At 62.4% G+C, this 25538-nt stretch carries 25 protein-coding genes; 19 read left to right on the top strand and 6 right to left on the bottom strand.

The window, feature by feature from the left end; all coding sequences use genetic code 11:
* Positions 1 to 18: 18 nt before the first annotated feature.
* Entirely contained in the window at positions 19 to 387 is a 369-nt protein-coding gene (locus AC5STB_RS14935; RefSeq protein WP_495444610.1) for a GFA family protein, read from the top strand.
* A gap of 78 nt (positions 388 to 465) precedes the next feature.
* Here the strand turns inward: AC5STB_RS14935 and AC5STB_RS14930 are convergent, their stop codons facing one another.
* Complete coding sequence (locus tag AC5STB_RS14930) at positions 466 to 1251, bottom strand: inositol monophosphatase family protein (RefSeq protein ID WP_495443598.1); 786 nt, start codon at positions 1249 to 1251, stop codon at positions 466 to 468.
* Positions 1252 to 1443: 192 nt separating this feature from the next.
* Here AC5STB_RS14930 and curA point away from each other — a divergent pair, with 192 nt between their 5' ends.
* Complete coding sequence (gene curA, locus AC5STB_RS14925; protein ID WP_495443597.1) at positions 1444 to 2463, top strand: NADPH-dependent curcumin/dihydrocurcumin reductase; 1020 nt, start codon at positions 1444 to 1446, stop codon at positions 2461 to 2463.
* Positions 2464 to 2559: 96 nt separating this feature from the next.
* Here curA and AC5STB_RS14920 read toward each other — a convergent pair whose 3' ends face one another.
* Positions 2560 to 3465, bottom strand: a complete 906-nt coding sequence (locus tag AC5STB_RS14920) for a LysR family transcriptional regulator (RefSeq protein ID WP_495443596.1) — start codon at positions 3463 to 3465, stop codon at positions 2560 to 2562.
* Positions 3466 to 3563: 98 nt separating this feature from the next.
* Here AC5STB_RS14920 and metF point away from each other — a divergent pair, with 98 nt between their 5' ends.
* The 3 genes from metF (at position 3564) to AC5STB_RS14905 (ending at position 5588) form a co-directional block, all read left to right on the top strand.
* Entirely contained in the window at positions 3564 to 4433 is an 870-nt protein-coding gene (gene metF / locus AC5STB_RS14915; protein WP_495443595.1) for a methylenetetrahydrofolate reductase [NAD(P)H], read from the top strand.
* Positions 4434 to 4496: 63 nt separating this feature from the next.
* Positions 4497 to 4982 (top strand): PaaI family thioesterase, encoded by a 486-nt coding sequence (locus tag AC5STB_RS14910; RefSeq protein ID WP_495443594.1) that lies wholly within the window; start codon positions 4497 to 4499, stop codon positions 4980 to 4982.
* 87 nt (positions 4983 to 5069) lie between these two features.
* Complete coding sequence (locus tag AC5STB_RS14905) at positions 5070 to 5588, top strand: DUF2867 domain-containing protein (protein WP_495443593.1); 519 nt, start codon at positions 5070 to 5072, stop codon at positions 5586 to 5588.
* A gap of 111 nt (positions 5589 to 5699) precedes the next feature.
* On the opposite strand, the gene AC5STB_RS14900 is transcribed toward AC5STB_RS14905, so the two are convergent.
* From AC5STB_RS14900 to AC5STB_RS14890, 3 genes are read right to left on the bottom strand one after another with little or no spacing between them, the layout of a single operon-like run.
* A complete protein-coding gene (locus AC5STB_RS14900) occupies positions 5700 to 6773 on the bottom strand; it encodes a T6SS phospholipase effector Tle1-like catalytic domain-containing protein (RefSeq protein WP_495443592.1) in 1074 nt (357 codons plus the stop codon).
* Complete coding sequence (locus AC5STB_RS14895; RefSeq protein WP_495443591.1) at positions 6751 to 9048, bottom strand: xanthine dehydrogenase family protein molybdopterin-binding subunit; 2298 nt, start codon at positions 9046 to 9048, stop codon at positions 6751 to 6753. The genes AC5STB_RS14900 and AC5STB_RS14895 overlap by 23 nt, the downstream gene beginning before the upstream one ends.
* Before the next feature lie 47 nt (positions 9049 to 9095).
* Positions 9096 to 10247, bottom strand: coding sequence for a type III PLP-dependent enzyme (locus AC5STB_RS14890; protein WP_495443590.1), 1152 nt, complete (start codon positions 10245 to 10247; stop codon positions 9096 to 9098).
* Positions 10248 to 10352: 105 nt separating this feature from the next.
* Between AC5STB_RS14890 and AC5STB_RS14885 the strand changes: the two genes are divergently transcribed.
* Positions 10353 to 10790: an Lrp/AsnC family transcriptional regulator gene (locus tag AC5STB_RS14885; RefSeq protein ID WP_495443589.1), complete on the top strand. Its 438-nt coding sequence runs from the start codon at positions 10353 to 10355 to the stop codon at positions 10788 to 10790.
* Positions 10791 to 10793: 3 nt separating this feature from the next.
* On the opposite strand, the gene AC5STB_RS14880 is transcribed toward AC5STB_RS14885, so the two are convergent.
* The gene (locus tag AC5STB_RS14880) at positions 10794 to 11675 is read right to left on the bottom strand and encodes a LysR substrate-binding domain-containing protein (protein ID WP_495443588.1); all 882 of its coding nucleotides are present in this window, start codon (positions 11673 to 11675) and stop codon (positions 10794 to 10796) included.
* Between the two features lie 137 nt (positions 11676 to 11812).
* On the opposite strand from AC5STB_RS14880, the gene AC5STB_RS14875 reads away from it, so the two are divergent.
* The 13 genes from AC5STB_RS14875 (at position 11813) to AC5STB_RS14815 (ending at position 25465) form a co-directional block, all read left to right on the top strand.
* Complete coding sequence (locus AC5STB_RS14875) at positions 11813 to 12814, top strand: sterol desaturase family protein (RefSeq protein ID WP_495443587.1); 1002 nt, start codon at positions 11813 to 11815, stop codon at positions 12812 to 12814.
* Positions 12815 to 13129: 315 nt separating this feature from the next.
* Complete coding sequence (locus tag AC5STB_RS14870) at positions 13130 to 16180, top strand: valine--tRNA ligase (RefSeq protein ID WP_495443586.1); 3051 nt, start codon at positions 13130 to 13132, stop codon at positions 16178 to 16180.
* Between the two features lie 184 nt (positions 16181 to 16364).
* Positions 16365 to 16673 carry a DUF1330 domain-containing protein gene (locus AC5STB_RS14865; RefSeq protein WP_495443585.1) on the top strand — a complete coding sequence of 103 codons (309 nt, stop codon included), beginning with the start codon at positions 16365 to 16367 and terminating at the stop codon, positions 16671 to 16673.
* 41 nt (positions 16674 to 16714) lie between these two features.
* Entirely contained in the window at positions 16715 to 17176 is a 462-nt protein-coding gene (locus AC5STB_RS14860; RefSeq protein WP_495444609.1) for a tellurite resistance TerB family protein, read from the top strand.
* Positions 17176 to 17616, top strand: coding sequence for a tellurite resistance TerB family protein (locus AC5STB_RS14855; RefSeq protein WP_495443584.1), 441 nt, complete (start codon positions 17176 to 17178; stop codon positions 17614 to 17616). Before AC5STB_RS14860 ends, AC5STB_RS14855 begins: the two co-directional genes overlap by 1 nt.
* Entirely contained in the window at positions 17613 to 18386 is a 774-nt protein-coding gene (locus AC5STB_RS14850) for a phosphate/phosphite/phosphonate ABC transporter substrate-binding protein (RefSeq protein ID WP_495443583.1), read from the top strand. The genes AC5STB_RS14855 and AC5STB_RS14850 overlap by 4 nt, the downstream gene beginning before the upstream one ends.
* A 134-nt stretch (positions 18387 to 18520) precedes the next feature.
* A complete protein-coding gene (locus AC5STB_RS14845) occupies positions 18521 to 19297 on the top strand; it encodes an ABC transporter ATP-binding protein (protein WP_495443582.1) in 777 nt (258 codons plus the stop codon).
* A gap of 41 nt (positions 19298 to 19338) precedes the next feature.
* Positions 19339 to 20046 carry a transporter substrate-binding domain-containing protein gene (locus tag AC5STB_RS14840; protein ID WP_495443581.1) on the top strand — a complete coding sequence of 236 codons (708 nt, stop codon included), beginning with the start codon at positions 19339 to 19341 and terminating at the stop codon, positions 20044 to 20046.
* Between the two features lie 111 nt (positions 20047 to 20157).
* A complete protein-coding gene (locus AC5STB_RS14835; protein ID WP_495443580.1) occupies positions 20158 to 21042 on the top strand; it encodes an ABC transporter permease in 885 nt (294 codons plus the stop codon).
* Complete coding sequence (locus tag AC5STB_RS14830) at positions 21039 to 21845, top strand: ABC transporter permease (RefSeq protein WP_495443579.1); 807 nt, start codon at positions 21039 to 21041, stop codon at positions 21843 to 21845. The genes AC5STB_RS14835 and AC5STB_RS14830 overlap by 4 nt, the downstream gene beginning before the upstream one ends.
* Positions 21846 to 22033: 188 nt before the next feature.
* Positions 22034 to 23353 (top strand): glutamine synthetase family protein, encoded by a 1320-nt coding sequence (locus AC5STB_RS14825; protein ID WP_495443578.1) that lies wholly within the window; start codon positions 22034 to 22036, stop codon positions 23351 to 23353.
* 73 nt (positions 23354 to 23426) lie between these two features.
* The gene (locus tag AC5STB_RS14820; RefSeq protein WP_495443577.1) at positions 23427 to 24107 is read left to right on the top strand and encodes a type 1 glutamine amidotransferase; all 681 of its coding nucleotides are present in this window, start codon (positions 23427 to 23429) and stop codon (positions 24105 to 24107) included.
* Entirely contained in the window at positions 24107 to 25465 is a 1359-nt protein-coding gene (locus AC5STB_RS14815; protein WP_495443576.1) for a glutamine synthetase family protein, read from the top strand. Before AC5STB_RS14820 ends, AC5STB_RS14815 begins: the two co-directional genes overlap by 1 nt.
* The last annotated feature ends 73 nt before the right edge of the window (positions 25466 to 25538 follow it).

Raw genomic sequence — 25538 nt, 5'->3', positions numbered from 1 at the left:
GAAATTCTAATGACACGAATGAAAGCCACCTGCCACTGCAGCGCTGTTGAAATCGAGGCGGAGTTCCCCGAAGGCCTCGCCTCTGCTGCGCGCTGCGACTGTTCCTTCTGCCGCCGCCGCGGTGCGGCTGCCGTCACCGCCCTTGCCGCCAGCCTGAAAGTACTGAAGGGGGCGGAGAACCTCAGCCTTTACACCTGGGGCACCCACACGGCGAAGCACTATTTCTGCAAGACCTGCGGCATCTACACCCACCACCAGCGCCGCTCCGACCCACGGGAATGCGGCGTCAACCTGGGCTGTATTGAGGGCGCCAATCCGCGGGCGCACGCGCAGACCTACGGCGAGATCCCCTGGAATGACGGGGTGAACCATCCGTCCGACCAGTGATCCAATCAGCTGAGGCCAAGCGAAAGAAAAAACGCGGCACGTTGGCCGCGTTTTCAATAGTTCTTTGCCCTGACAGCGTTAACCGCGGATCACTTTGGCAAAGTTCTCGAAGATCGGCTCGTTCGAGCAGACCACAGAGCCGCTGTCGATGATGCCCGCTTCCGGGTCGATCGCCTCAGCCAGCCCGCCGGCCTCTTTCACGATGATGATGCCAGCGGCCAGATCCCAGGAATTCAGACGGCGTTCCCAGAAGCCTTCGTAGCGGCCGGCAGCCACATAGGCCATGTCCAGCGCGGCAGAGCCCCAGCGGCGCACGCCGGCGCAGGCGGGCATCAGGCGGGCCAGATCCTGCAGCGTCAGCGGCAGGTCGGCACGGCCGCCGAACGGCACGCCTGTTGCGAAGATGGATTCGATCATCCGGTGGCGGCCCGAGACGCGGATACGGGTGTCGTTCATCCAGGCGCCCGCACCCTTCTCGGCAAAGAACATCTCGTCCTTGGCGGCGTCATAGACCACGCCGGCAACGATCTTGCCCTTGTGCTCCAGCGCGATGGAAATCGCCCAGTGCGGCAGCCCGTGCAGGAAGTTGGTGGTGCCATCCAGCGGGTCCACGATCCAGCGGCGGGTGGGATCCTCGCCTTCGATCTCGCCGCCCTCTTCCGCGATCCAGCCATAGGTCGGGCGGGCGTTGCGCAGCTCTTCCTTGATGATCTTCTCAGCGGCGATGTCGGCCTTGGAGACGAAGTCGCCCGCGCCCTTCATCGACACCTGCAGGTTTTCCACCTCGCGGAAGTCCTTCACCAGGGAACGGCCGGCCTTGCGGGCGGTCTTGATCATCACATTGAGGTTTGCGCTGCCAATCATGTCTGCAGAATCCTGTCACGTCGGGGAGATGCCGGGGTCAATGCGTGCCTATACGCGCCCTGCCCCCGAATGCCAAGGGGTTATGCCGCAAACTGCTGATCCCGCCTGACGCCGCGGAGCCCGGCCAGCGAACGGTTGCAATCGGCCGCCGCCGCACCCAGTGTTTGCAGCAAGCAAAAGAAGGAACACCCTATGACCGGACAAATGCAGCGTATCGTGCTGGCCAGCCGCCCCGAAGGCCAGGCCAGCGAGGAAAACTTCCGCCTTGAAACGGTGGACCTGCCCCAGCCCGGAGAGGGGGAAGTTGTTGTTAAGGTTCACTATATGTCGTTGGACCCCTACATGCGCGGGCGCATGAACGCAGGCAAATCCTATGCCCCGCCGGTAGCGGTCGGGGAGACCATGACTGCAGGCGGCGTAGGCGAAGTGATCATCTCCAACAGCCCTGATTTCAAGCCCGGCGACTTTGCTCTTGGGATGTTCGGCTGGGCCAGCCATGCCCATGCGAAGGCGTCCGAAATCCGCAAGCTGGACCCGGCTATCGCGCCCCTCACCACTGCGCTCGGCGTTCTCGGCATGCCGGGGTTTACCGCATGGCATGGCTTGGACGCCTATGGCCGCCCGCAAGCCGGCGAAACCCTGGTGGTGGCCGCCGCGACCGGCCCGGTCGGTTCCATGGTGGGCCAGTTGGCCAAGCAGAAGGGCTTGCGCGTTGTCGGCATCGCGGGCGGTGCGGATAAGTGCAAGCTGGCGGTGGAAACCTTCGGCTTTGACGCCTGCCTCGACCACCGCGCCTATTCCAGCGCCGAAGAGCTGAGTCAGGCGCTGGCCGCGGAGTGCCCGGATGGCATCGACATCTATTACGAAAACGTCGGCGGCAAGGTGCTGGAAGCGGTGCTGCCCCTGATGAACAACTTCGGCCGCATCCCGGTTTGCGGTATGATCGCCTGGTACAACAGCGCTGAAACGGATCTGACAGCCCCGGCCATTTGGCGCGCGGTGCTGACCAAGTTCCTGTCGGTCAATGGCTTCATAATCTTCAACCACTACGACCGCTATGGCGACTTCCTGCGCGAGGCCGCCCCCAAGATTGCCAGCGGGGACATCAAGTACCTGGAGGATATCGCCGAAGGACTGGAGAACGCGCCAAAGACATTCCTGTCGATGATGCAGGGCGGCAATACCGGCAAGCAGATCGTCAAACTGGTCTGAGCCGCGCGACAGCACCTGCCGGATCACGCGGCCGCGCGGGGCAGGCACAGGCGCGGGACGGCCCCGGCCGTTCCGCGCCACTCCGGGCGGCAGCCTTTACTGAAACTGCAGCTTGCGCGCCTCTACCTTGGCCAGACGGATCAGTTCCTGCATGAAAGGCTTTTCGCGGTCTTCCGTCCGGATCGCCGCGTACAAGCTGCGGGTGATACCGGATTTGGTCAGCGGCCGGGTCACATAGTCGGAGGAGTATTTCACCTCACGCACCACCCAGTCCGGCAGCACCGACACGCCGCGGTTGGAGGCGACCAGCAGAAGGATCACCGCCGTCAGCTCCACCTGCCGGATCGACGCAGGCTCCACCCCGGCGGGGATCAGCAGCTGGCTGAAAACATCCAGCCGGACCTTGTCCACCGGGTAAGTGATCAGGTTCTGGCCGATGAAATCTTCTGCATCGACATAGGGTTTCTCTGCCAGCGGATGCTGCGCCGAAGCGACAAAGACGGGATTATAGTCAAACAGCTCAATAAACTCGACACCCACAATATCCTCCGGATCAGAGGACACCACCAGATCCACCTCTTCCTTCAGCAACGCAGGCAGCGCGTCAAAGGCCAGGCCCGGGCGGATATCGACATCCACATCGCCCCAGTTTTTGCGGAACCCCTCCAAAACCGGGAACAGCCATTCGAAACAGGCGTGGCATTCGATGGCGATATGCATCCGGCCCGTGTTGCCGTCCCGCAGTGAAGAAAATTCTGCTTGTGCTGCCTCCACTTGCGGCAAGACCTGTTCTGCCAGCCGCAAAAGCCTCAGCCCCGCCGGCGACAGTTTCATCGGCTTGGAGCGGCGGATGAACAGTTCGACGCCTGCCTGTTCCTCCAGCCCCTTCACCTGATGGCTCAGCGCGCTTTGGGTGATGTTCAGCTGCTCGGCAGCCCGTGCCAGACCGCCGGCCTCATGGATGGCCTTGATGGTGCGGAGATGGCGGAATTCGATATGCATTCTATCAGATCGCTCATGTTAATCTTGAGTATTATGAAATTGTCTCACATTGCTGCGCATGCAACAAGTGTGGACATCAACCTAGCGAGAGACCTGAGATGACGACGCCCAAGATTTCCTTTGAATTCTTCCCGCCGCAAAATCTCGAAGCCTCCTTCCGGCTTTGGGACACCGTGCAGGTCCTCGCTCCGATGGGGCCGCGCTTTGTCTCGGTGACCTATGGCGCTGGCGGCACCACCCGCACCCTGACCCGCGACGCTGTGGCGACCCTGCACAAGACCTCCGGCCTCAACGTGGCCGCGCATCTGACCTGCGTGAATGCCTCCAAGGCGGAAACGCTGGAAATCGCCGACCAGTTTGCCGAAGTTGGCGTGACAGAGATTGTGGCCCTGCGCGGCGACCCGCCCAAGGGCGAAGGCAAATTCACACCGCATCCTGAAGGCTTTGCCAATTCGGTGGAGCTGATTGAGGGGCTGAAGGCGCGTGGCGATTTCAGCATCAAGGTAGGCGCCTATCCGGACCGCCACCCGGACGCCGCCGATCAAGCCGCTGACGTGGAATGGCTGAAGCGCAAGCTGGATGCCGGCGCGGATGAGGCGTTGACCCAGTTCTTCTTTGAAGCCGATACGTTCTTCCGTTTCCGCGATGCTTGCGAAAAAGCCGGGATTGACGGCAGCAAGCTGACTCCGGGCATCCTGCCGATTGAAAACTGGAAAGGCGCGCGCAATTTCGCCAAGCGTTGCGGCACCGTCATCCCCGATTGGGTCGAGCATGCCTTTGACAAGGCGCAGCGCGACGGCCGCGAGGAACTGCTGGCCACCGCTATCTGCACCGAGCTGTGCTCGGATCTGCTGGAGGGCGGCGTGGATAAGCTGCACTTTTACACGCTGAACCGGCCGGAGCTGACCCGTGACGTCTGCTTTGCCCTGGGTGTTACCCCCAAGGTTTCGCTTCAGAACGTGGCGTAAGCGTTGCGCGCAATGGCGCGCGGTTTCTAATGGCAGGACCAACCCGCCAAGGACCCGCGTGCCATGTTTTATGCCAAACAGCCTGCCGACCTGCTGACAATCGACCAAATTGCCCGGATTTCCGGGCTCGACTTCATGCAGGGCATCCTGGACGGCCGCCTGCCCGGCCCGCCGATTGCCGAAACTCTGGGCTATCACCTGCATAGCGTTGAGGACGGCCAGGTGATGTTCCGCGGCACACCGGAATTTCATGTCTGCAACCCGATGGGCACCGTGCATGGCGGCTGGTATGGCACGCTTCTCGACAGCGCCATGGCCTGCGCAGTGATGACCAAAGTGCCCCCGGGCGCGGTCTACACGACGTTGGAGTACAAGGTTAATATCCTGCGGCCGATCCCGCTGGGAACCACGATCGACTGCACCGGCAGCATTGACCACGTGGGCCGCTCCACTGGTGTGGCGCATGGCGAAATCCGCGGACTGAGGGACGGCAAGCTTTACGCGACAGGCTCCACCACCTGCATCGTGATGCAGATCGCCCCGCGCTGATCAGCAATCGGAGGCCTGGGTCTTGTCTGCCGCAGCTTGACTGCTATCTTCCATGCAAGCAATTGAAAAGCTGCAGAAAGGCTGACCATGCCGCCAAACAGTCTGGCCCGCGCCGCGACAGCCCGCATTCAGGTCCTGGCACCGGCGAAGGAGCTGGACTTCCTTGACACGCAATCGCTGGTTCTGCCGGTTGAGGTCACGCCGCTGGAGGCCTGGAACCTCATGCACTCCCGGCCTCTGCCCGGTATGAAACTGGCTTTCCGGCTGCGCGACGCCATTTCTGCCTTGTTCGGGGTCAAACGCATCGGCGGCTTCTCTGGACGGCCGCACCGTGATGTGTCAGCAGGGGACAAGCTCGATTTCTTTCTGGTAGAGGCCGTTACAGACAAGGTGCTGACCCTCACCGTTCGGGACCGGCATCTGGACGTAATGACCTGCGTCACCTGCAGCTGCGGGGTGCTCAGCATCACCTCTTCGGTTAAGACACACAACCTGTTCGGCCGCATCTACATGCTGCCGGTCCGCCCGGCCCACAAGCTGATCGTGTCGCGGTCGCTGAAACGGCTGGCAAAAGAGCTGAATCAGCGCAATCGGGCCTGCACTTAGTAACAGTGCACCTGCCTGCAGCGGCCCCGGGCCAGCAGCGTTCAGACCGAGGCATTTTGCCCGCCGCGGTGGGCCGCCGCGCATTTCGCACGTTTATGTCTTGGAAAACATCTACGTCTTGGAAAACATCGTAAGCCAGCCGTTTGGCTGGGTATTCTCCCTGCCCGCGCCGACACTGCTGTGCAGGCGTTCGCTGGCATCCAGCCCGACCCGGCGGCGGCTGCGCAGAAGAAAAATCTTGGCCCAGCCCTGCCAGGTGCCAACCGAAGGCGCCTTGGGGTCTACCGGAAACCGCATCCGCCAATCGCTGGGCAGCGGCAGGCCGCGCTCCTCTGCCTTCTCCAGCATCCAGATCAGCGAGACATTGGCCAGCGGCCGCGCGTCTTCAAACCCGCCCAGCTGGCCGCCGACATCGCCATGCGCTCCGCGGAACCAGACCTGTTCGACATGGCCATTCCAGCCCTTGGGGCAATCCCACAGAACCGGCTTGAACACGTCGCGCGTCTCATCCATCGCCAATGCGTGGTAGCCGCTCTTGATATGCGGGCCCAGTGTATGGTTGTGAAAATTGTGCTGCCGTTCTGCCCAGCGCCACAAGAGCGGCAGGCGCAGGCCCAGCGCTTTTACGGTGTCCCAGACGCCGACCATCTCGATCTCAACCTCGTCGTGGCAATGGGCGGCGGTAAAGGCCGCGCCAGTCTGAGAGCGTCCGTTCAGCCGGTAATGCCGGTAGGCGGTGCGGATGTGGCGCACGGTGGCATGTTCGGGTTTCAGCAAGCCGATCCGGTCGATCACCCCGGCCAAGGACCGCACCGCATAGGCGCCCCGGGAATAACCGAACAGGTAGATCCTGTCGCCGGGCCGGTAGCGGGAGGCAAGATAACCGTAGGCCCGTCGGATCTGGCGGTTGATGCCGCGCCCCATCATCACATCCGGCGCGCTGCCCCAGCCTTTCCACTGAACCCCGGATTCGTAGAACACCGACACCTGCGCGCCCATTTCCCTGCTCAGGCGGAACAGCTGGCCTGGATGGGTTTCACGGCCCGCCTCCAGCGTCGACATTGTGCCGTCGAGGATGATCACATGGGCCTGCGGCCCGCGCAGCTTGGTTTCCCCGGAATGCTCCGAACGCAGCGGCCGCCCAAGCCACCCTAAAACCCTTTTACTCAGCTGCCTCAGAAACATCTCTAAGCACTTCCCAAATCCTCAGCGGGGTGAACGGCATGTCCACCTGCCGCACGCCGCGGTCCCAGACCGCGTCCTGCACCGCGTTTGCAACTGCTGCCAGCGCGCCGACGGTGCCCGCCTCGCCGCAGCCCTTCATCCCCATCGGGTTCTGTGTCGAAGGCACTGGCTCGGAGGTAAACCCAATCATGGGGACGCCGCTTGCCCGCGGCAAGGCATAGTCCATGAACGAAGCCGTGAGCAGTTGTCCGTCCTCATCGTAGACAACCCGCTCCAGCATGGCCTGTCCCAGCCCCTGCGCCACCCCGCCATGCACTTGGCCTTCGGCCAGCATCGGATTGATCAGATTACCGAAATCGTCAACTACAGTGTAGCGCTCCACCTCGGCTTGCCCAGTCTCCGGATCGATAACAATTTCGGCAATATGTGCGCCATTCGGAAACGAGCGCCCCGGCAGCCGGGCCCGCGCTGCGTGACGCTGCAGATCAAGCCGGCCGTGCGCGCGGGCCATCTCTGCCGCTTCCAGCATTGTGGGGGTCAGGTTGGACCCCGGTGCGCGAAAGGTTTCGCCGTCAAACCCCACGGCCTCCTCCTCCACTCCCATTTCCTGCGCAAGGAACGGCGTGAAGGCGGCAATCATCGTTTCCACCGCAGCCAGCGTCGCATTGGCCTGGGTGGTGACGGAGCGCGAGCCGCCGGTGCCGCCGCCCTGGGCAATGCGGTCGCTGTCGCCCTGGATCACATGAACGCTGTCCGCCGGGATGCCGCTCTGGTCAGCCAGGAACTGGGCATAGACAGTTTCATGCCCCTGCCCGTTGCTCTGCGTACCGACATAGATGTTCACCCGGCCATCCTCCCGAAACTCCACTTCCGCGCCTTCTGAAGGATCGCCCAAAATGCTTTCGATATAGTAACAGACCCCGACGCCCCGGTACTTGCCGCGTTTACCACTTTCCGCGCGGCGGGCCGCGAATCCCTTCAGGTCCGCCTCCTCGGCGGCGCGGCTCAGCACCTTGTCGAAGTCGCCGACGTCATAGGTCTCTCCGGTCACGGTGCCATAGGGAAACGCTGCGGGCTGGATGAAGTTCCGCCGCCTAAGCTCCAGCGGATCGACCCCCAGTTCCCGCGCGGCGCGGTCCATCACCCGCTCCAGCACATAGATCGCCTCCGGCCGCCCGGCGCCGCGGTAAGCGTCCACCTGGGTGGTGTTGGTGTAGATCCCCTCCACCTGCAGCCAGGCAGTCCGGATGTCATAGACTCCGGCCAGCACCCGGCTGAACAGCTGGGTCTGGATCGGCTGCCCGAAAGGCGCGTTGTAGGCGCCGAGGTTGCATCGGGTGCGGACCCGGTAGGCCGTGATCTTCAGGTCTTCGTCAAATGCCAGTTCCGCCAGCGAGGTCAGGTCGCGGCCGCCATTGTCGCTCAGCATCGCCTCACCGCGGTCCGACATCCAGAGCACCGGGCGGCTCAGCACGGTGGCGGCGTGGGCGACAGCAAAATATTCCGGATAGGCAGAGGCCTTCATGCCGAAGCCGCCGCCGACATCCGGCGTCGCGACCCTGATGTCGGACTCGTTCAGCCCCAGCTTGGCAGCCAGCTGGGACTTCATGCCCCACACCCCCTGCCCGCCAAAGGTGAAATGCAGCCGTCCCTGCTGCCACTCGGCAAAACAGCCGCGCGGTTCCATGGTGCTCACCATGATCCGGTTATCCTCGACCTGCAGCGCGATGGTATGGGCGGCATTGCGGAAAGCCTCATCCGCCGCCGCCTCATCCCCCATGCCCCAGTCAAAGGCTTTGTTGTCCGGCACGCTGTCATGCAGCGGCTCGCCGCCGGGCTGCAGGTCCAGCTTGACAGGCAGGTCGTCGATTTCCAGTTCTATCAGCTCGCCCGCATCCCGGGCCTGGTCCAGCGTCTCCGCGACGACAACCGCAACCGGCTCCCCGACATAGCGGACCTTGCCGCGGGCCAGCATCGGGCGCTCCGGCGACGCCCCGCGGGTGCCGTCCCGGTTCTTGACCGTGGCCCCCTCTATCGACACGTCCATACCGGCGGCCTCAAGCTCTGCCAGGGTAATCACCGCATGGACACCCTCGGCCTCCAGCGCATCTTCAGTGCGCAGCGCGGTGATCAGCCCATGCGCCACCGGGCTGCGCAACACCCAGACGCGCAGGGCGCCCGAAGGGGCGGCGTCTTCGATGTAATTGCCCTGCCCGGTCAGGAAACGCACGTCCTCGACCCGTTTCACCGGCTGGCTTTTTCCGAATTTTTCCATGCTCGCCCCCTGTCCGCGCTGGCTGGTTCACAGGGGCGAGACTAAGGTTAAGGGGCGGCCTGTCCAGCCAGTTCGATCACCGTCGCCACGTCAGAAAGACCGTAGCCATTGAACTGCGTGCTCATCGCAGAGGAATAGGCGCCAAGCCCCGGGAACAAAACATAGTCCCCTGCCACCGCGTCGCAAGGCAGCGGCAGCCCGTCCGGCAGCCGGTCCAAACTGTCGCAGGTGGGGCCGAACACCACACGCGGCTGGCGTTCCCCCGCCCGGTGGGTGCCATCACCTGCGACAACTTCCACCCGCCCCGGCAGGCCCATGTCGCGGATATCAACCAGCCCGCCATAGATGCCGTCGTTCAGGAACACCACCTCTCCCGCCTTGCGCATCCCCTTGATGCGCGCCGCCAGGGTGAAGCTTTCGGAGACCATCGCCCGGCCCGGCTCGCAGATCAGCTCCGGCTTTTCAGCGCCAAAGGCGGTATCAGCCGCCTGCCCGATGGCGGCAAAGACCTTCTCCAGATCCGGCGCCACGCCGTCGCGGTTGGCAGCAAAGCCACCGCCGACGTTCAGCCGCGCGATCTGCACGCCGGCCTGATCAATGATCCGCTTGGCGGCGTGGACATATTCAACCCAGGCACTTTCGTCCTCGCACTGGGTGCCGGGGTGAAAGCACAGCGCCGGTGTCCAGCCCCGCGCGGCAACCTGTTTCAAGAGTTCGACCGCCTCTTCCGGTGCGGCGCCGAACTTGCTGCCGAAATCATAGGCGGCGCCCGCAACAGGCAGGGCAAAGCGCACCGAGATTTCGCAGTCGCGCGGCACTGCGTCCAGCTTTTCCAGCTCGCTCAGTTCATCCACTGACCAGCTTGCGACACCGGATTTAATACCCTCGGCGATCTCCGCCTCCGACCGCATCGGGTTGTTGTAATGCATCACCGCATCCGGGCTGGCCGCGCGCACGGCTTCCATCTCTGCGGGCGAGGCCACGTCAAACGCCGTGATTCCCGCAGCAACCAGGTTAGACAACACCGCCGGGTGCGGGTTTGCCTTCACCGCATATGTAACCAGCCCCGGAAACCCCTCTCGGAACCGCCGCGCCACCTCATGCAGGACCCGCGGCGAGAAATACAGGATCGGATGATCCGGCGCGCTGCGGGCCAGGTGGGATTCAGGCGAAAGCCATAGCGGGGGAATCTGCTGCATCGGGTAACCCTCATTCGTTTTATCTATTTTCTGCGAATTCTCCGTCGATTCCGGTTGGCACTCTGACTATAGTGACGAAAATCACCGTCATATCGAAGGCCATAGATGCAAAACGACGACACAGATCAGCGTCTTATCACCCTGCTGCGGGACAACGCCCGCCGCCCGGTGGCGGAGCTTGCCCGTCATCTGGGCTTGGCCCGAACCACTGTGCAGGCACGGATCGAGCGGCTGGAAAGCACCGGCGTGATCACCGGTTACACGCTCAAGACGTCCGCGGCCGCCCGCCCGCCGTTGCAGGCCACGGTGCTGATGTCGATTGAGCCGAGATCGGGGCCTGAGGTTCTGGCCCGCCTGCGCGGCCTGCCCGGCGTCGAAGTGGTGCACACGACCTCCGGCCGCTTCGACCTGCTGGCACAGGTGGTGGCGCAAAGCACAGCGGAACTCGACGAAACCATCGACCGCATCGCGGAGGCTCGCGGCGTGCGTTCCTCCGAAAGCCTGATACATCTGGCAACCAAGCTGGACCGGACTGGACAGTAACAGTCAAACAGCCTTCACGTAATCCAGCAGCCAGTCCCGGAACAGTTTTGCTGCGGGGCGCATGGCGCCACGGTCCGGGTAGATCAGATGGTATGCCTCCTGTCCCGGCACTTCGACGTCCGGCAAGCAGCGCACCAGCCCAGCGGCCCTGACCTCAGCGTCCGACGCTGGCGCGCGCGCCAGCGCGATCCCCATCCCCTGCGCCGACAGCTCCGCTGCCATCAGCGAGTTGTCGGCAAAGAAATAGCGTGCCTGCCCGTGGGACAGGCGCAGGGCCTCGAACAGTTGCACCCAGCTGGCCCGGTGGGTCGAAACTTCGATCAAGGGGAAGCGGAACAGATCCTGCGGCGACTGGATCTGCGCAGCGATTTCCGGCGGCGCCACCGGATAGAGCACCTCGCGCAGCAATTCGTCGCCTTCGGTCCCGAACAGCGACGGATTGCCGAAAACGATCTGCAGATCGGTGAACCGGTTGGCAAAATCAGCCGCCATATTGCCGGTGCTGAGCGCCAGGTTTACTTGCGGATGCGCGGTCTGGAACTCCGGCAGCCCGCGCGCCAGCACCCCATGGGCAAACAGCAGCACCGACTGCACGAACAGCCGCTGCTCCCGGCTTTCTCCGAACAGGCCGGTGGTGGCGGTTTCCAGCATCAGGAGCGACTGCTGCACCGAGGGCAGATAGGCCCGCCCTGCCTCTGTCAGCGTCACCGCATGGGCATGGCGGTGGAACAATGGCGTGCCCAGCTGGGTTTCCAGCGCCTTCACCTGCTGACTGACCGCCGCTGCCGACATGTTCAACTGCGCCGCCGCGCGGGCAAAGCTCTCGGTGCGCGCTGCAACCTCAAACACGCGCAGCCAGTTCAAAGAGGGGATCCGGGTCGCCATGGTGCGAGGCTAAGCAAAACTTGGCCTGACCGGCGAGACATACCGTGCTGGGATTTTCGACCGCCCGCCTAGGGTCCCGGGCAGCGAACAGACCCCCGCCGCGGACACCGCGCCACCAGCCATATGAGAGACGAGACATGACAGGTCCCGCCACCCCCCCGCGCCCCAAGCGCAAGATCTGGAACTTCACCCCGCAGCTGCCGATCCGGACCGCCCCCTATTGGGATTGGCCGGTGAAGCCGCTGGCCTCACTCAAATACCTGTTGCAAAGCTGGAACCCGCTGGCGTTGCGGGCGCTCTTGCTAGTCTTTGCCGTCATCACCTGGACCTTCTTCACCCCGTCGCTGGACCGCGTTTCCATCTTTGGCTGGGACTGGGTGGCAGAGATCTGGCTGCGCAACTTCTGCATCCTGATGGTGGTGGCCGGCGGGCTGCACCTGGCCTTGTGGAAAATCCGCACGCAAGCAGACGAATACCGCTATGACATGCGCCCGATGATGAAGGGCGCCAAGGTCTTCACCTTCAAGAACCAGGTCTGGGACAACATGTTCTGGACCCTTGGTCCGGCACTAACCTTCTGGACCTTTTGGGAGAGTTTCATCCTCTACGCTTACGCCAATGGCTGGGTGACGATGATCACGCTGGATGACAACCCCACTGCCTTCATCCTGATGACCATATTTGTGCCGATATGGGCGGGCTTCCACTTCTACTGGCTGCACCGGCTGCTGCATGTGGGCGTGCTTTATACCAAGGTGCACGCCTGGCATCACCGCAACATCAACACCGGCCCATGGTCCGGCCTGGCAATGCATCCGGTGGAGAGCTTCTTTCTGATGTTCGACACCATGATCTTCTTCCTGCTGCCGGGACATCCTGTTCTGGCGATGTTCCTGCTGTTCCACCATGGCATCGGCGCCCCGGCTTCGCACGCAGGGTTTGAGCATCTGAAATTCGGCAACAAGGCCAAGTTTCTGGTCGGCGATTTCTTTCACCAGCTGCACCACCGGTTCTTCGACTGCAACTACGGTACCTGGGAGACGCCCTGGGACGAATGGTTCAACACCTTCCATGACGGCACCGAAGAAGGCAACGAAATGATCAAGGAACGCCGCCGCAAGATCTGGAACACGGGCTGAAACGCCTGGCCTGCCATCTGGCGAGAAGGAAATTCGTGCGCCCGGTCCATACCGCGGAATGCGCGTCAGCAGGGACCGGGCGTCTTTGTGTGCGGCGCCGGCCTCCGGCGCCTGAAACTCTCCGCACCCTGCAGTACCGCTGGATGCATCGTGCAAGTAGAACGCCGCCGCCTGCCCTTGGTTCCCAAGAAATGTGGCATCCAGCACGCGAGGGCCCCGGCTGCCGGTGGCCGCGGCACAGGGTACTTTCCCTTTGCCGCCCCTTTCGGTAAGGGATAGCGCGACCAGAAATTACACGCACGCAGGACTTAGCGCATGGCGATGGAAAAAACATTTAACGCGACTGAGGCCGAGAGCCGCCTTTACAAGGCTTGGGAAGAGGCCGGTTGTTTCAAGGCCGGCGCAAATGCCAAGCCTGAGGCTTCCACTTATTGCATCATGATCCCGCCGCCGAACGTCACTGGCGTGCTGCACATGGGCCATGCGTTCAACAACACGCTTCAGGACATCCTGATCCGCTGGAAGCGGATGCAGGGCTTCGACACATTGTGGCAGCCCGGCACCGACCACGCAGGCATTGCCACCCAGATGGTGGTGGAGCGCGAGCTGGCCAAGACCCAGCAGCCGTCCCGCCGCGAGCTTGGCCGCGAGAAATTCCTGGAGAAGGTCTGGGAGTGGAAGGAAAAATCCGGCGGCACTATTGTTGAGCAGCTGAAACGCCTGGGTGCCTCCTGCGATTTCTCCCGCACCGCCTTTACCATGGCGGGTGCCCAGGGCGACACCCGCACCGGCCACGAGAATTCCCCCAACTTCCATGACGCCGTGATCAAGGTGTTCGTGGAGATGTACAACAAGGGGCTGATCTACCGCGGCAAGCGGCTGGTCAACTGGGACCCGCATTTCGAGACCGCGATTTCCGACCTTGAGGTCGAGAACATTGAGGTTGCGGGCCACATGTGGCACTTCAAATACCCGCTCGCGAACGGCGCCACCTACACCTATGTGGAAAAAGACGAGGACGGCAACGTCATCCTCGAGGAGGAGCGCGACTATATCTCCATCGCCACCACCCGGCCCGAGACCATGCTGGGCGACGGTGCGGTGGCCGTGCATCCTTCTGACGAGCGGTATGCGCCCATCGTCGGCAAACTGTGCGAAATCCCGGTCGGCCCCAAGGAACACCGCCGCCTGATCCCGATCATCACCGATGAATACCCGGACAAGGATTTCGGCTCCGGTGCGGTGAAGATCACCGGCGCGCATGATTTCAATGACTATCAGGTTGCCAAGCGCGGCGGCATCCCGATGTACCGCCTGATGGACATGCGCGGCCAGATGCGGGCCGACGGCGCGTCTTATGACGAGGCCGCAGGCATTGCCATGGCTGTGGCCAAGGGCGAGCAGACCCTGACCGAAAACGAGGCCGACGCCGTCAACCTGGTGCCGGACGACCTGCGCGGGCTGGACCGGTTCGAGGCGCGTAAACTGGTGGTGGAGCAAATCACCAGCGAAGGCCTGGCGGTGATGCAGACCATCACCAAGACCGATCCCGAGACCGGCGAAGACGTTCAGGCGCAGGAACCCTACGTCGAGAACAAACCGATCATGCAACCCTTTGGCGACCGCTCCAAGGTTGTGATCGAGCCGATGCTGACCGATCAGTGGTTCGTGGACGCGGAAAAGGTTGTCGGCCCAGCACTGGATGCGGTGCGCAATGGCGATGTGAAGATCCTGCCGGAAAGCGGCGAGAAGACCTATTACCACTGGCTGGAAAACATTGAGCCCTGGTGCATTTCGCGCCAGCTGTGGTGGGGTCATCAGATCCCGGTCTGGTACATTCCGGGCGAGGACGACTGGTACGCCATCTGCGCCGCGACAGAGGCAGAGGCGCTGGAAAAAGCACGTCTGCAGTCCGCCGAAGGCACCGAATTCCGCATCGTCGCCGATCAGCATGAAGCCGCAAAGATTCTGGCCGAACAGGTCAAGCTGATGGATGTGCAGGACGAAGGTGCCATCCGCAGCTTTGACGGCCCGATGCAGGTTCCGATGTTCCGCGACCCTGACGTGCTGGACACCTGGTTCTCCTCCGGCCTCTGGCCGATCGGCACGCTGGGCTGGCCGGAAGACACGGTGGAGATGCAGAAATACTTCCCGACCTCGACCCTGGTCACCGGTCAGGACATTCTGTTCTTCTGGGTTGCCCGGATGATGATGATGCAGCTGGCTGTTGTCGATCAGATCCCCTTTGACACCGTCTACCTGCACGGGCTGGTACGCGACGCCAAAGGCAAGAAGATGTCGAAATCCACCGGCAACGTGGTGGACCCGCTGGAGATCATCGAGGAATTCGGCGCCGACGCGCTGCGCTTCTCCTCCGCCGCAATGGCGGCGCTTGGCGGCGTGCTGAAGCTGGATATGGAACGCCTCAAGGGCTACCGGAACTTTGGCACCAAACTGTGGAATGCGGTGAACTTTGCCCATTTCAACAACGTCTACGACGAGACCGTCCCGGCCTATGCCTGCCCGGATGCCAAGGCCGCCGTGAACCAGTGGATCATCGGCGAAACCGCCAAGGTGCGGGTGGAAGTGGACGCCGCTTTGGAGGCCTACCGCTTCAACGACGCGGCCAATGCGCTTTATGCCTTTGTCTGGGGCAAGGTCTGCGACTGGTACATCGAGCTTTCAAAACCGCTGTTCGGCTCCGAAGACGAAGCGGTGATCGCTGAGACACTCCAGACGCTGGGCTGGGTGCTCGATCAGTGCATGATCCTGCTGCACCCGATCATGCCCTTCATCACCGAAGAGCTGTGGGGCAACACTGCCAAGCGCGAGAAGATGCTGGTGCACGCTGATTGGCCTGCCTACGGCACCGAGCTGGTCAACGCCGAGGCCGATGCCGAGATGAACTGGGTGATCACCGCGATTGAAAACATCCGCTCCACCCGCGCACAGATGCACGTGCCCGCTGGCGCCAAGATTCCAATGGTGGTGACCGAATTCTCCGATCAGGCGCGCAACGCCTGGAAGAAGAACGAGGCGATGATCCAGAAACTCGCCCGCATCACCACGCTGGAACAGGTGGAAAGCTTCCCCAAGGGCTGCGCCTCGGTGGCCGCTCCGGGCGCTTCCTTCGGCCTCCCGCTGGCGGACGTGATCGACGTAGACGCCGAAAAAGCCCGCCTGGAAAAAACCCTGGGCAAGCTCGCCAAGGAATTGGGCGGATTGCGCGGGCGGCTGAACAACCCGAAGTTCGCAGCCTCCGCGCCGGAAGAGGTTGTGGCGGAAGCCCGCGAAAACCTTGCTGCGCGCGAAGAGGAAGAAGCCAAGGTCAAGGAAGCGCTGGCGCGCCTGGCCGAGATCGGCTGATACCGCAGCAAAGCGCTTTGGAAACACCCGCCGCTCCGGCGGGTGTTTTACTTTCCGCCGCAGTGCGTTGAAACCATTCATCTTTCCATCAATACGGGGAAATTCTTGGCATCCGCCCCATTGTCTTTGCCACGCTTTTGTATCAGCCTGCCTGCAACCATAAGAACAAGGGAGGCTGCAGCCCATGCCCGATGGAACCGCGCCCAAAGGATATTGGGTTGCCCATGTGGATGTACGCGACATGGAACGCTATCAGGCCTATATCAACGCCGCCCGCCCAGTGCTGGCCGAATACGATGCCAAGTTCCTGATCCGCGGCGGTGAACGGGAAGTGCGCGAAGGCGCGTTCCGGGCCCGTACAGTGGTCCTTGAATTCAAGGATTTCGAAACCGCAAAAGCCTGCTATGATTCCGTGGCTTATCAAGACGCCAAGGCCTTCCGCGATCTGGTCTCGACGGGTGATATGCACATCATTGAGGGGTACGGCGGCTGACCCCGCTTACCCTCCTGTCTGACTGAGGTCTGCTGATGCCCGTGCTCAAGAAACTCTTTCAAGCTTTCCGCCCGACCGAACCGCCGGCGCTTCCGGACCCGGATGCAGAGCTGGCGCTGGGGGCGCTGCTCGTGCGGGTGGCGAAGGCGGACCGTGAATACCAGCTGGAGGAAATCAGCCTGATCGACAGGATCCTGGCGCGGCTTTACCAGCACAACGCGATTGAGGCCGCCAAGGTGCGTGCCACCTGCGAGAAGCTGCACGCCGCGGCGCCAGAGACCGACACCTTCGGACGGCTGATCCGCGAGACCACCGGCCTTGAGGAACGGCTGGCAGCACTGGATGCGCTTTGGGAGGTTGTGCTTGCAGACGGCACCGAGCATGCAGGCGAAGTCACCATCATCGAGGACGCGCGCAAGGCAATGGGGCTTTCCTATGCCGACAGTGAGAAGGCCCGCGACCGCGCGGTCAGGAAATTCAGCGGCACCGCGGAGGACAGCTGATGTTCAAGGAACTTCTGAACCGGCTTCTGGAACCGGCGCCCGCGCAGCTGGACGACGAAGGCGCCCGGCTGGCGCTGACGGCGCTGCTGGTCCGCATTGCCCGCTCTGATCATAATTATTCCGAGGTGGAAAAAGACCGCATCGACCGCATCTTGGCCGCCCGCTACGGGCTGGACACCGGCGGCGCGCTGATCCTGCGCGAACAGGCGGAGGCGATGGAGGCAGAGGCCCCCGACACCGTGCGCTTTACCCGGGCTATCAAAGATGCGGTGGCCTATGAAGACCGCACGGGCGTGATCGAGGCGCTGTGGCAGGTGGCACTGGCCGATGGCCGCCGGGACGCCAATGAAGACGCGCTGCTGCGGTTGGCCTCCAGCCTGCTGGGCGTTTCCGATGTGGACAGCGCCATGGCACGCAAACGGGCAGAGGCCGCAAAATGATAGCACACCTGGGAATGTACGACCGCCCCGAAACCGCGGCGGCCAATGACAGGTTCTGGTCCGGGATCCGCAAACACCTGAGCGGCGGCCCGGACCAGCTGACACGCTGCGCCGATTTCTGGCAGGTTTGGAAATCTCCGGACCTGCTGCTGTCGCAAACCTGCGGCTGCCCCTACCGCACCCGGCTCTATGGCGAGGTGGAACTTGTGGGCACGCCAGACTACGGCCTGCCCGGCTGCGCGCCAGGGTTTTACAACAGCGTCTTTGTCGCCCGGCAGGAAGATGCGGGCCAGCCGCTCTCTGCCTTCGCGGGGCGCTGTTTTGCCTTTAATGAGGGGCTGTCGCAATCCGGCTGGGCTGCACCGATGGTGCATATGCACGAGCGCTCCATCCTGCCCGGTGCACTGGTGGAAACTGGCGGCCACCGGCTGTCCGCCGAGGCTGTTGCCGAGGGCCGGGCAGACTTTGCCGCCCTCGATGCGCTGACTTGGGAAATGATCCAGGAATTTGATGGCTTTGCAGCCGGATTGTGCGAGATTGAGCGTACAGAGCCCACCCCGGCCTTACCCTATATCACCGCCTTTGGCAGAGATCCCGATGAACTGTTCACGGCCGTGGAGACCGCCATCCGCGGGCTGGATGAGGACACCAGGGCCTGCCTGCGCTTGAAGGGGCTGGTGCGGCTCACCCCCAGCGATTACCTGGCGGTGCCGACCCCGCCCGGCCCTGTGCTGACCGGGCAGCGCATCCGTTCAGCGGAGCTGACGTAACGCCCCTTCCGAAATGCGCCGCCAAATCTGCCGTTTTGACAACTGAGGTGGCAGCTTGTGCGGTTTGAACATTGCAATCGGTCTTTTTTTCGGTCCAATAAGAACGAATTTCCACGCACAGGGACAAAGACACCTTGACCGATACAACGCCCGTTCTGCAAATCCGCGGCCTGCATAAATCCTATGGCGAGCTGGAAGTGATCAAAGGCGTCGACATCACCGCCAAGAAGGGCGATGTGGTGTCGCTGATCGGATCTTCAGGATCGGGCAAGTCGACCCTGCTGCGCTGCTGCAACCTTCTGGAAGACAGTCAGGAGGGAGAGGTCCTGTTCAAGGGCGAGCCGATCACCTGGACCGGCCACGGCTTGGCGCGCCGCCCGTCGGATGCCAAGCAAATCCTGCGCATCCGCACCAATCTTTCGATGGTATTCCAGCAGTTCAATCTGTGGGCCCACATGACCATTCTGCAGAATGTGATGGAGGCGCCGGTCACCGTGCTGGGCCGCAGCAAAGCTGAGGTTGAGGAAAAGGCCCGCCACTACCTTGCCAAGGTCGGCATCGGCGACAAATGCGACGTGTACCCTGCGCAGCTGTCCGGCGGCCAGCAGCAGCGTGCGGCGATCGCCCGCGCCCTGTGCATGGAGCCTGAAGCGCTCCTGTTCGATGAGCCGACCTCAGCACTGGACCCGGAACTGGAGCAGGAAGTGGTCAAGGTGATCAAGGACCTTGCCGCCGAAGGCCGCACCATGCTGATCGTGACCCACGACATGAAGATGTCCGCGGATGTGTCCAGCCACGTCGTGTTCCTGCACCAGGGCCTGATCGAGGAAGAAGGCACCCCCGACGAAGTCTTTGGAGGCACCCGGTCCGAACGGCTGCGGGCGTTCTTGTCTTCGACACGGCACGAGTAATAATAACGAAACCAATAACCAACCAAAATGGGAGTAACTTTATGAAATCACTGATCCTTGGCACCGCCGCCCTGGCGCTGTCCGCGGGCATGGGCCTGGCGGAGACTGTGCGCCTTGGCACCGAAGGCGCCTATGCGCCGTGGAACTTCGTCAACGACGCCGGCGAGATCGACGGCTTCGAGCGCGAACTGGGCGATGAGCTGTGCAAGCGCGCCGAGCTGACCTGCGAATGGGTCAAGAACGACTGGGATTCGATCATTCCGAACCTGGTTTCCGGCAACTACGACACCATTATCGCGGGCATGTCGATCACCGACGAGCGCGACGAAGTCATCGACTTCACACAGCCCTACACGCCGCCGGATCCCTCCGCATATGTGGCGCAGTCGGCTGATGTCGACCTGGCAAGCGGCGTGATCGCCGCCCAGGCAACCACCATCCAGGCGGCTTTCATCGCTGAGCAGGGTTGGACCCTCGTCGAATTCGCAACCCCGGAAGAAACCGTCGCAGCCGTGCGCAATGGTGAAGCCGATGCGGTTCTGGCCGACAAGAGCTTCCTCGACACTGTTGTCGGCGACGATCTGGTGATGCTGGAGAAATCCGAAGCCTTGGGCGGCGGCGTTGGCATGGGCTTCCGCGAGTCGGACTCTGAGCTGCGCGGCACGTTCGACGCGGCGATCCAGTCGATGAAAGACGACGGCTCGCTGAACGAACTGATCGCCAAGTGGGAAGTGTCCTCCCAGTGGTAATCTGATCCTGTTCCAGGATCTTGCAGGCCCGCGAGCCGCGGCACGCGGGCCTCATTCATTCTCTTCCGGCGCTGCGGCCCCGGGCGTGAACACGAGAAAGACAGGGTACATATGTTTTCCTATTGCACGGACCCATCCACGCTTGAGGGGCTGAACTGGCTCAGCTGCTATCTGACCACCGGCAAGCATGTGAACCTCTACATCTCGGTCTTCGTGGTTCTGACCCTGCTGGCGATCACTGCTCCGGTTGCGCTCTTGTTCGGCTTCGGCGCCGCCAGCGCCGCCCGCTCCAAGTTCCTGCCGCTGCGCTGGTTCGGTAAAGGCTACACCAGCATCGTGCGCGGCGTGCCGGACATTGCATTCTTCCTGTTTTTTGTCATCGCGCTGGACCAGGCGTTTGAATGGATGCGCCACAAGGTGAAATGCCCGGATTGGGATCAGCCGGTCCGCCAGGGCATCGACTTTGTGGTCTGCGATGCAGCCAAGCTGCCGCTGTCGACTTCGCCGCAATGGGTGCATGAGACCTACGGCTTCTTCCTGGCAGTGCTGACCTTCTCTATTGTCTTTGGCGCTTTTGCCGCCAACGTCCTTTATGGCGCGATGCGCGCGGTGCCGCGCGCCCAGATCGAAACCGCAGAGGCCTATGGCATGACCCACCGCCAGGCGTTCTGGCGCGTTTTGGTACCGCAGATGTGGGTCTATGCGCTGCCTGGCCTGTCGAACCTGTGGATGGTGCTGATCAAGTCCACGCCACTGCTGTTCCTGCTGGGCGTTGAGGACATCGTTTATTGGGCGCGCGAACTGGGCGGCACCAAGACCGCGCGCTTCACCGACTACCCCCACCCGAACTGGCATGTCTGGTATTTTGCAGCCCTCCTGGTGTTCTACCTCTGCTTCACCAAAGTGTCCGAGGTTGTCTTGGACCGGGTTATGAAACGCCTGACCAAAGGCCAGGCCACCGCAGCGGGTGAAGCACAAAGAAAGGCAGCGGCATGAGTTGCGTTGAAACCATTCAGGCCTATGCCTTTCGCTCCTTGGGCTTTGGCGAACGGCTGCTGCCGCGCGGCGAATATACCCTGTGCGAACATTTTACGCTGATCGGCTCCGGCTTGATCTGGAACGTCTACTTCGGCGCGCTGGCGCTGATGACCGGCTTTTTCCTGGCGGTGGCGCTGGCAGTCGGCAAGTCCAGCCCCAACCCGCTGTGGCGCAAGCCCGCGGAATGGTTCATCTTTGTGTTCCGCGGCAGCCCGCTGTTCATCCAGTTCTTTTTTGCCTATGCCTGCTTCCTCAGCCTGAAAGGCGTGTCCAGTTTCTTCGACCCGTTCACTTCGGCCTGGCTGGGGGCGCTGGTTGTGCTGTTCTGTAACACCGCGGCTTATTCCGGCGAAATCTTCTACGGCGCGCTGCTGTCGATCCCCAAAGGTGATATCGAGGCTGCCGATGCCTATGGCATGACCGGCTGGAACCGCTTCCGCCGCATCACTTTCCCGACCATGCTGCGGCTGGCCTGGCCAGCCTACACCAACGAGGCGATCTTTCTCTTCCACGCCACCACGCTGGTGTTCTTCTCCGGCTTTCCGGCCTGGCGGCAACAGGGCGATGCGCTCTACTATGCCAGCTATTTCGCGGACAAGACCTTTAACCCCTTTGTCCCCTACCCGATCCTGGCCTTCTACTTCATCCTGCTTACACTGCTGATTATCTCCCTGTTCGGGTTTGTGAACCGCCGGCTGAACAAGCATCTTCCGCAGGAACGGCGGCAGAGGTTTCGCTTGCGCCCCAATCTGATCCGCTGACTGCAGAATGGCTCCTTCGGGAGCCATTTTCTTTGCACGGGCCGGCCCGCAGCTGTGCCATTCTCCGATACGCCCGCATTTATGTGGGAAAAGGCTGCGCAGCCGTCCTGTCAATATTTTGATCAAATTATCTTGGCGAATGGATTTCCTTAGGCTAGGGTTGGCGCAACGCATTCATGGAGCCCCGAATGGAACTGCCCGGACTGAAGACAATCCGCATTGCCGCCTGTGATATGAACGGCCAGATGCGCGGCAAGCGGCTGCCCGCGAGCCAGGCCGGCAAACTGGACAGCGGCGGCGCGCGGATGCCGGTTTCCGCCCTCAACGTCGACCTGTGGGGCCGCGACGTGGAAGACAGCCCGCTGGTCTTTGAAACCGGCGATGCTGATGGCGTCATGCTGCCGACCGAACGCGGCCCGGTACCGATGCCCTGGCTCAAGACCGCCTCGGCGCTGGTTCCGATGTCGATGTACTGGGAGGACGGTTCCCCCTTCCTGGGCGACCCGCGCCACGTGCTGGCCGATGTGCTGTCACGCTACACCGCGCGCGGCTGGACCGTTGTCGCCGCCACCGAGATGGAATTCAGCCTGCTGGATGACAGCGGCGCCCGCCCCGCCCCGCCGATCGATCCGCTCACCGGCCGCGAACTGGATCAGCAATCGGTGCTGTCGATTGCCGAACTGGACGCCTTTGACGAGTTCTTCTCCGATCTCTACGATGGTGCCGAGGCGATGGGCATTCCAGCCCAGGACGCCATTTCCGAGGCTGGTCTGGGCCAGTTCGAAATCAACCTTCACCACCAGGAAGCGATGCGCGCCGCGGATGATGCCTGGCTGTTTAAGGCGTTGGTAAAAGGGCTTGCGCGCAAGCACGGATTTGCCGCGACATTCATGGCCAAACCTTATGCCGAGGAAGCCGGCAACGGCATGCACGTGCATTTCTCGGTCGAGGACAAGGAAGGCAACAATGTCTTCAATGACGGCAGCGACAAGGGTTCCGACTTGCTGAGGCACGCAGTTGCCGGCTGTCTGGCGGCGATGCCCGCCAGCTCGCTGATCTTTGCCCCGCATGGCAATTCCTATGACCGGCTGGTGCCGGGCGCCCACGCCCCGGTCAGCGCCGCCTGGGCCTATGAAAACCGGACCGCGGCCATCCGCATCCCCGGCGGCAGCCCCAAGGCTCGGCGGATTGAGCACCGGGTCGCAGGCGGTGACATCAACCCCTACCTGATGCTCGCTGCGGTGCTGGGTGCGGCAATGGCCGGGATCGAAGACAAGATGCAGCCCCCCGCCCCCTCCGATGGCAACATCTACGAAATCGAGGGCCTGCCGCAGCTGGCCTCCAACTGGGAGACCGCGATCAACTGGTTCGACACCGACCCGCTGATTGCCCGTATTCTGCCCGATCTGGCCATCCGCAACCTGGTGATGACCAAGCGGCAGGAGCTGAAAGGATTTGCGGAACGCCCCAAGGAGAGCCATTGGCTGTCCTGGCTGGAAGCGGTGTAAGGTCGCCTTTGCAGAGGCCCTTGCCCCCTTCAGCGTCGTCGGCTAGGCTCAATTTGATCAAATTTGGTGACTCATGAAAATCGGCATCCTCCAAACCGGCCACTCTCCCGAAGACCTGTTCGGAACCTTCGGTGACTACGACGCCATGTTCCGCGACATGCTGGACGGCAAAGGGTTTGAGTTTCAGACTTGGGCGGTGGTGGACGGCATCCTGCCTGACAGCGCAGACGAAGCAGACGCTTGGCTGATCACCGGATCCAAGCATGGCGCCTATGAGGATCACGACTGGATTCCGCCGCTGGAGGATCTGATCCGCGCCATCCACGCGCGCAAGCAGCCGCTGGCCGGCATTTGCTTCGGCCATCAGATAATCGCCCAGGCGCTTGGCGGCAAAGTCGAGAAGTTCGAGGGCGGCTGGGCCGTCGGGCCGGTCACCTATCAGGTGGACGGAAAGGAGCTGACGCTGAACGCCTGGCACCAGGACCAGGTAGTGAAACTGCCAGAAGACGCGCGGGTGCTGGGCGGCAATGATTTCTGCCGGAACGGCATCCTCGCCTATGGCGACCACATCATCTCCTGGCAGCCCCACCCTGAATTCCCCAATGCCTTCGTTGGCGGCCTGATCGAAAAACGCGGCCGCGGCGTGGTGCCCGACGACCTGCTGGACCGTGCAGCCGCTGAGCTGGACACCCCCGTGGACAATCAAGATATCGCAACCTTCCTCGCAGAGTTTTACAGGAAAGAGAGGACCTAATGTCAGCCTGGCTCGACGCCCTTCCCGAAGCAGCAAAAACCTATCTGGAGGGCCGTCGTCTCGACGAAGTTGAATGCGTTATCTCGGACCTTCCCGGTATCGCCCGTGGCAAGGCGGTACCGGCATCCAAATTCGCGAAAACCGATTATTTCCATCTGCCCGACAGCATCTTCTACCAGACCATTACCGGGGACTGGGCCGATGCGGCGGATGAGGACGGCTGGATCGAAAAAGACATGACCCTGAAGCCGGACATGTCGACGGCCACGGCTGCGCCCTGGACCGGCGACTGGACCCTGCAGGTTATCCATGATGCCTATGACAGGCACGATCAGCCGATCCCCTACAGCCCGCGCAACGTGCTGAAGCGGGTTGTGCAGCTCTATCACGACAGGGGCTGGAAGCCGGTTGTGGCACCGGAAATGGAATTTTTCCTGGTCGCCCGCAACATCGACCCGGCCAAGGAGATCGAGCCGATGATGGGCCGCTCCGGCCGCCCGGCCGCGGCGCGCCAGGCCTATTCGATGACCGCGGTGGACGAGTTCGGCCCGGTGATTGACGACATCTACGACTTTGCCGAGGCGCAAGGATTTGAGATCGACGGCATCACCCAGGAAGGCGGCGCCGGCCAGCTGGAGATCAACCTGCGCCACGGCGACCCGGTCAAGCTGGCGGACGAAGTGTTCTACTTCAAACGGCTGATCCGCGAGGCGGCGCTGCGGCACGACTGCTTTGCCACCTTCATGGCCAAACCGATCGAGAACGAACCGGGCTCAGCGATGCATATCCACCATTCGATCCTGGATGTGGAAACCGGCCAGAACATCTTCTCTGGCCCGCAGGGCGGCGAGACGGATGCCTTCTACAACTTTATTGCAGGCCTGCAGAACCACCTGCCTGCCGGTCTGGCTGTGATGGCGCCCTATGTGAACTCCTACCGCCGGTACGTGAAGGATCACGCCGCGCCGATCAATCTGGAATGGGCGCGCGACAACCGCACAACCGGAATTCGCGTGCCGCTGTCGGGGCCTGAGGCGCGCCGGGTGGAGAACCGCATCGCCGGCATGGACTGCAACCCCTACCTGGGCATCGCCCTGTCCTTGGCCTGCGGATATCTCGGCCTGGTCAACGAGGAACGCCCGCGCAAGCAGTTCAAAGGCGACGCCTACGAAGGCGAAGGCGATATTCCGCAGGTGATGGGCCAGGCGCTGGACCTGTTCGACGAGGCCAAAGAGCTGCATGAAGTGCTCGGCCCGGACTTTGCCCGCGTCTACTCCATCGTCAAACGCACGGAGTATGAAGAGTTCCTGCAGGTGATCTCCCCATGGGAGCGCGAGCATTTGCTGATGAACGTCTAAAACCTCCGGCGCTGCGCCTCGGTGCAGCGCCAGTGCAATTGAGTATTTTTTGAAAGATGAAGTGCAGGCCGTC

It is taken from the genome of Leisingera sp. CC-HEC093, from assembly GCF_059429195.1.
This window is presented reverse-complemented; position numbering and strand designations above follow the sequence as displayed.

Coding starts and splice junctions, on each gene's coding strand:
- AC5STB_RS14935 (WP_495444610.1), top strand. CDS start 19: ATGAAAGCCACCTGCCACTGCAGCGCTGTTGAAATCGAGGCGGAGTTC.
- AC5STB_RS14930 (WP_495443598.1), bottom strand. CDS start 1,251: ATGATTGGCAGCGCAAACCTCAATGTGATGATCAAGACCGCCCGCAAG.
- curA (WP_495443597.1), top strand. CDS start 1,444: ATGACCGGACAAATGCAGCGTATCGTGCTGGCCAGCCGCCCCGAAGGC.
- AC5STB_RS14920 (WP_495443596.1), bottom strand. CDS start 3,465: ATGCATATCGAATTCCGCCATCTCCGCACCATCAAGGCCATCCATGAG.
- metF (WP_495443595.1), top strand. CDS start 3,564: ATGACGACGCCCAAGATTTCCTTTGAATTCTTCCCGCCGCAAAATCTC.
- AC5STB_RS14910 (WP_495443594.1), top strand. CDS start 4,497: ATGTTTTATGCCAAACAGCCTGCCGACCTGCTGACAATCGACCAAATT.
- AC5STB_RS14905 (WP_495443593.1), top strand. CDS start 5,070: ATGCCGCCAAACAGTCTGGCCCGCGCCGCGACAGCCCGCATTCAGGTC.
- AC5STB_RS14900 (WP_495443592.1), bottom strand. CDS start 6,773: ATGTTTCTGAGGCAGCTGAGTAAAAGGGTTTTAGGGTGGCTTGGGCGG.
- AC5STB_RS14895 (WP_495443591.1), bottom strand. CDS start 9,048: ATGGAAAAATTCGGAAAAAGCCAGCCGGTGAAACGGGTCGAGGACGTG.
- AC5STB_RS14890 (WP_495443590.1), bottom strand. CDS start 10,247: ATGCAGCAGATTCCCCCGCTATGGCTTTCGCCTGAATCCCACCTGGCC.
- AC5STB_RS14885 (WP_495443589.1), top strand. CDS start 10,353: ATGCAAAACGACGACACAGATCAGCGTCTTATCACCCTGCTGCGGGAC.
- AC5STB_RS14880 (WP_495443588.1), bottom strand. CDS start 11,675: ATGGCGACCCGGATCCCCTCTTTGAACTGGCTGCGCGTGTTTGAGGTT.
- AC5STB_RS14875 (WP_495443587.1), top strand. CDS start 11,813: ATGACAGGTCCCGCCACCCCCCCGCGCCCCAAGCGCAAGATCTGGAAC.
- AC5STB_RS14870 (WP_495443586.1), top strand. CDS start 13,130: ATGGCGATGGAAAAAACATTTAACGCGACTGAGGCCGAGAGCCGCCTT.
- AC5STB_RS14865 (WP_495443585.1), top strand. CDS start 16,365: ATGCCCGATGGAACCGCGCCCAAAGGATATTGGGTTGCCCATGTGGAT.
- AC5STB_RS14855 (WP_495443584.1), top strand. CDS start 17,176: ATGTTCAAGGAACTTCTGAACCGGCTTCTGGAACCGGCGCCCGCGCAG.
- AC5STB_RS14850 (WP_495443583.1), top strand. CDS start 17,613: ATGATAGCACACCTGGGAATGTACGACCGCCCCGAAACCGCGGCGGCC.
- AC5STB_RS14840 (WP_495443581.1), top strand. CDS start 19,339: ATGAAATCACTGATCCTTGGCACCGCCGCCCTGGCGCTGTCCGCGGGC.
- AC5STB_RS14835 (WP_495443580.1), top strand. CDS start 20,158: ATGTTTTCCTATTGCACGGACCCATCCACGCTTGAGGGGCTGAACTGG.
- AC5STB_RS14830 (WP_495443579.1), top strand. CDS start 21,039: ATGAGTTGCGTTGAAACCATTCAGGCCTATGCCTTTCGCTCCTTGGGC.
- AC5STB_RS14825 (WP_495443578.1), top strand. CDS start 22,034: ATGGAACTGCCCGGACTGAAGACAATCCGCATTGCCGCCTGTGATATG.
- AC5STB_RS14820 (WP_495443577.1), top strand. CDS start 23,427: ATGAAAATCGGCATCCTCCAAACCGGCCACTCTCCCGAAGACCTGTTC.
- AC5STB_RS14815 (WP_495443576.1), top strand. CDS start 24,107: ATGTCAGCCTGGCTCGACGCCCTTCCCGAAGCAGCAAAAACCTATCTG.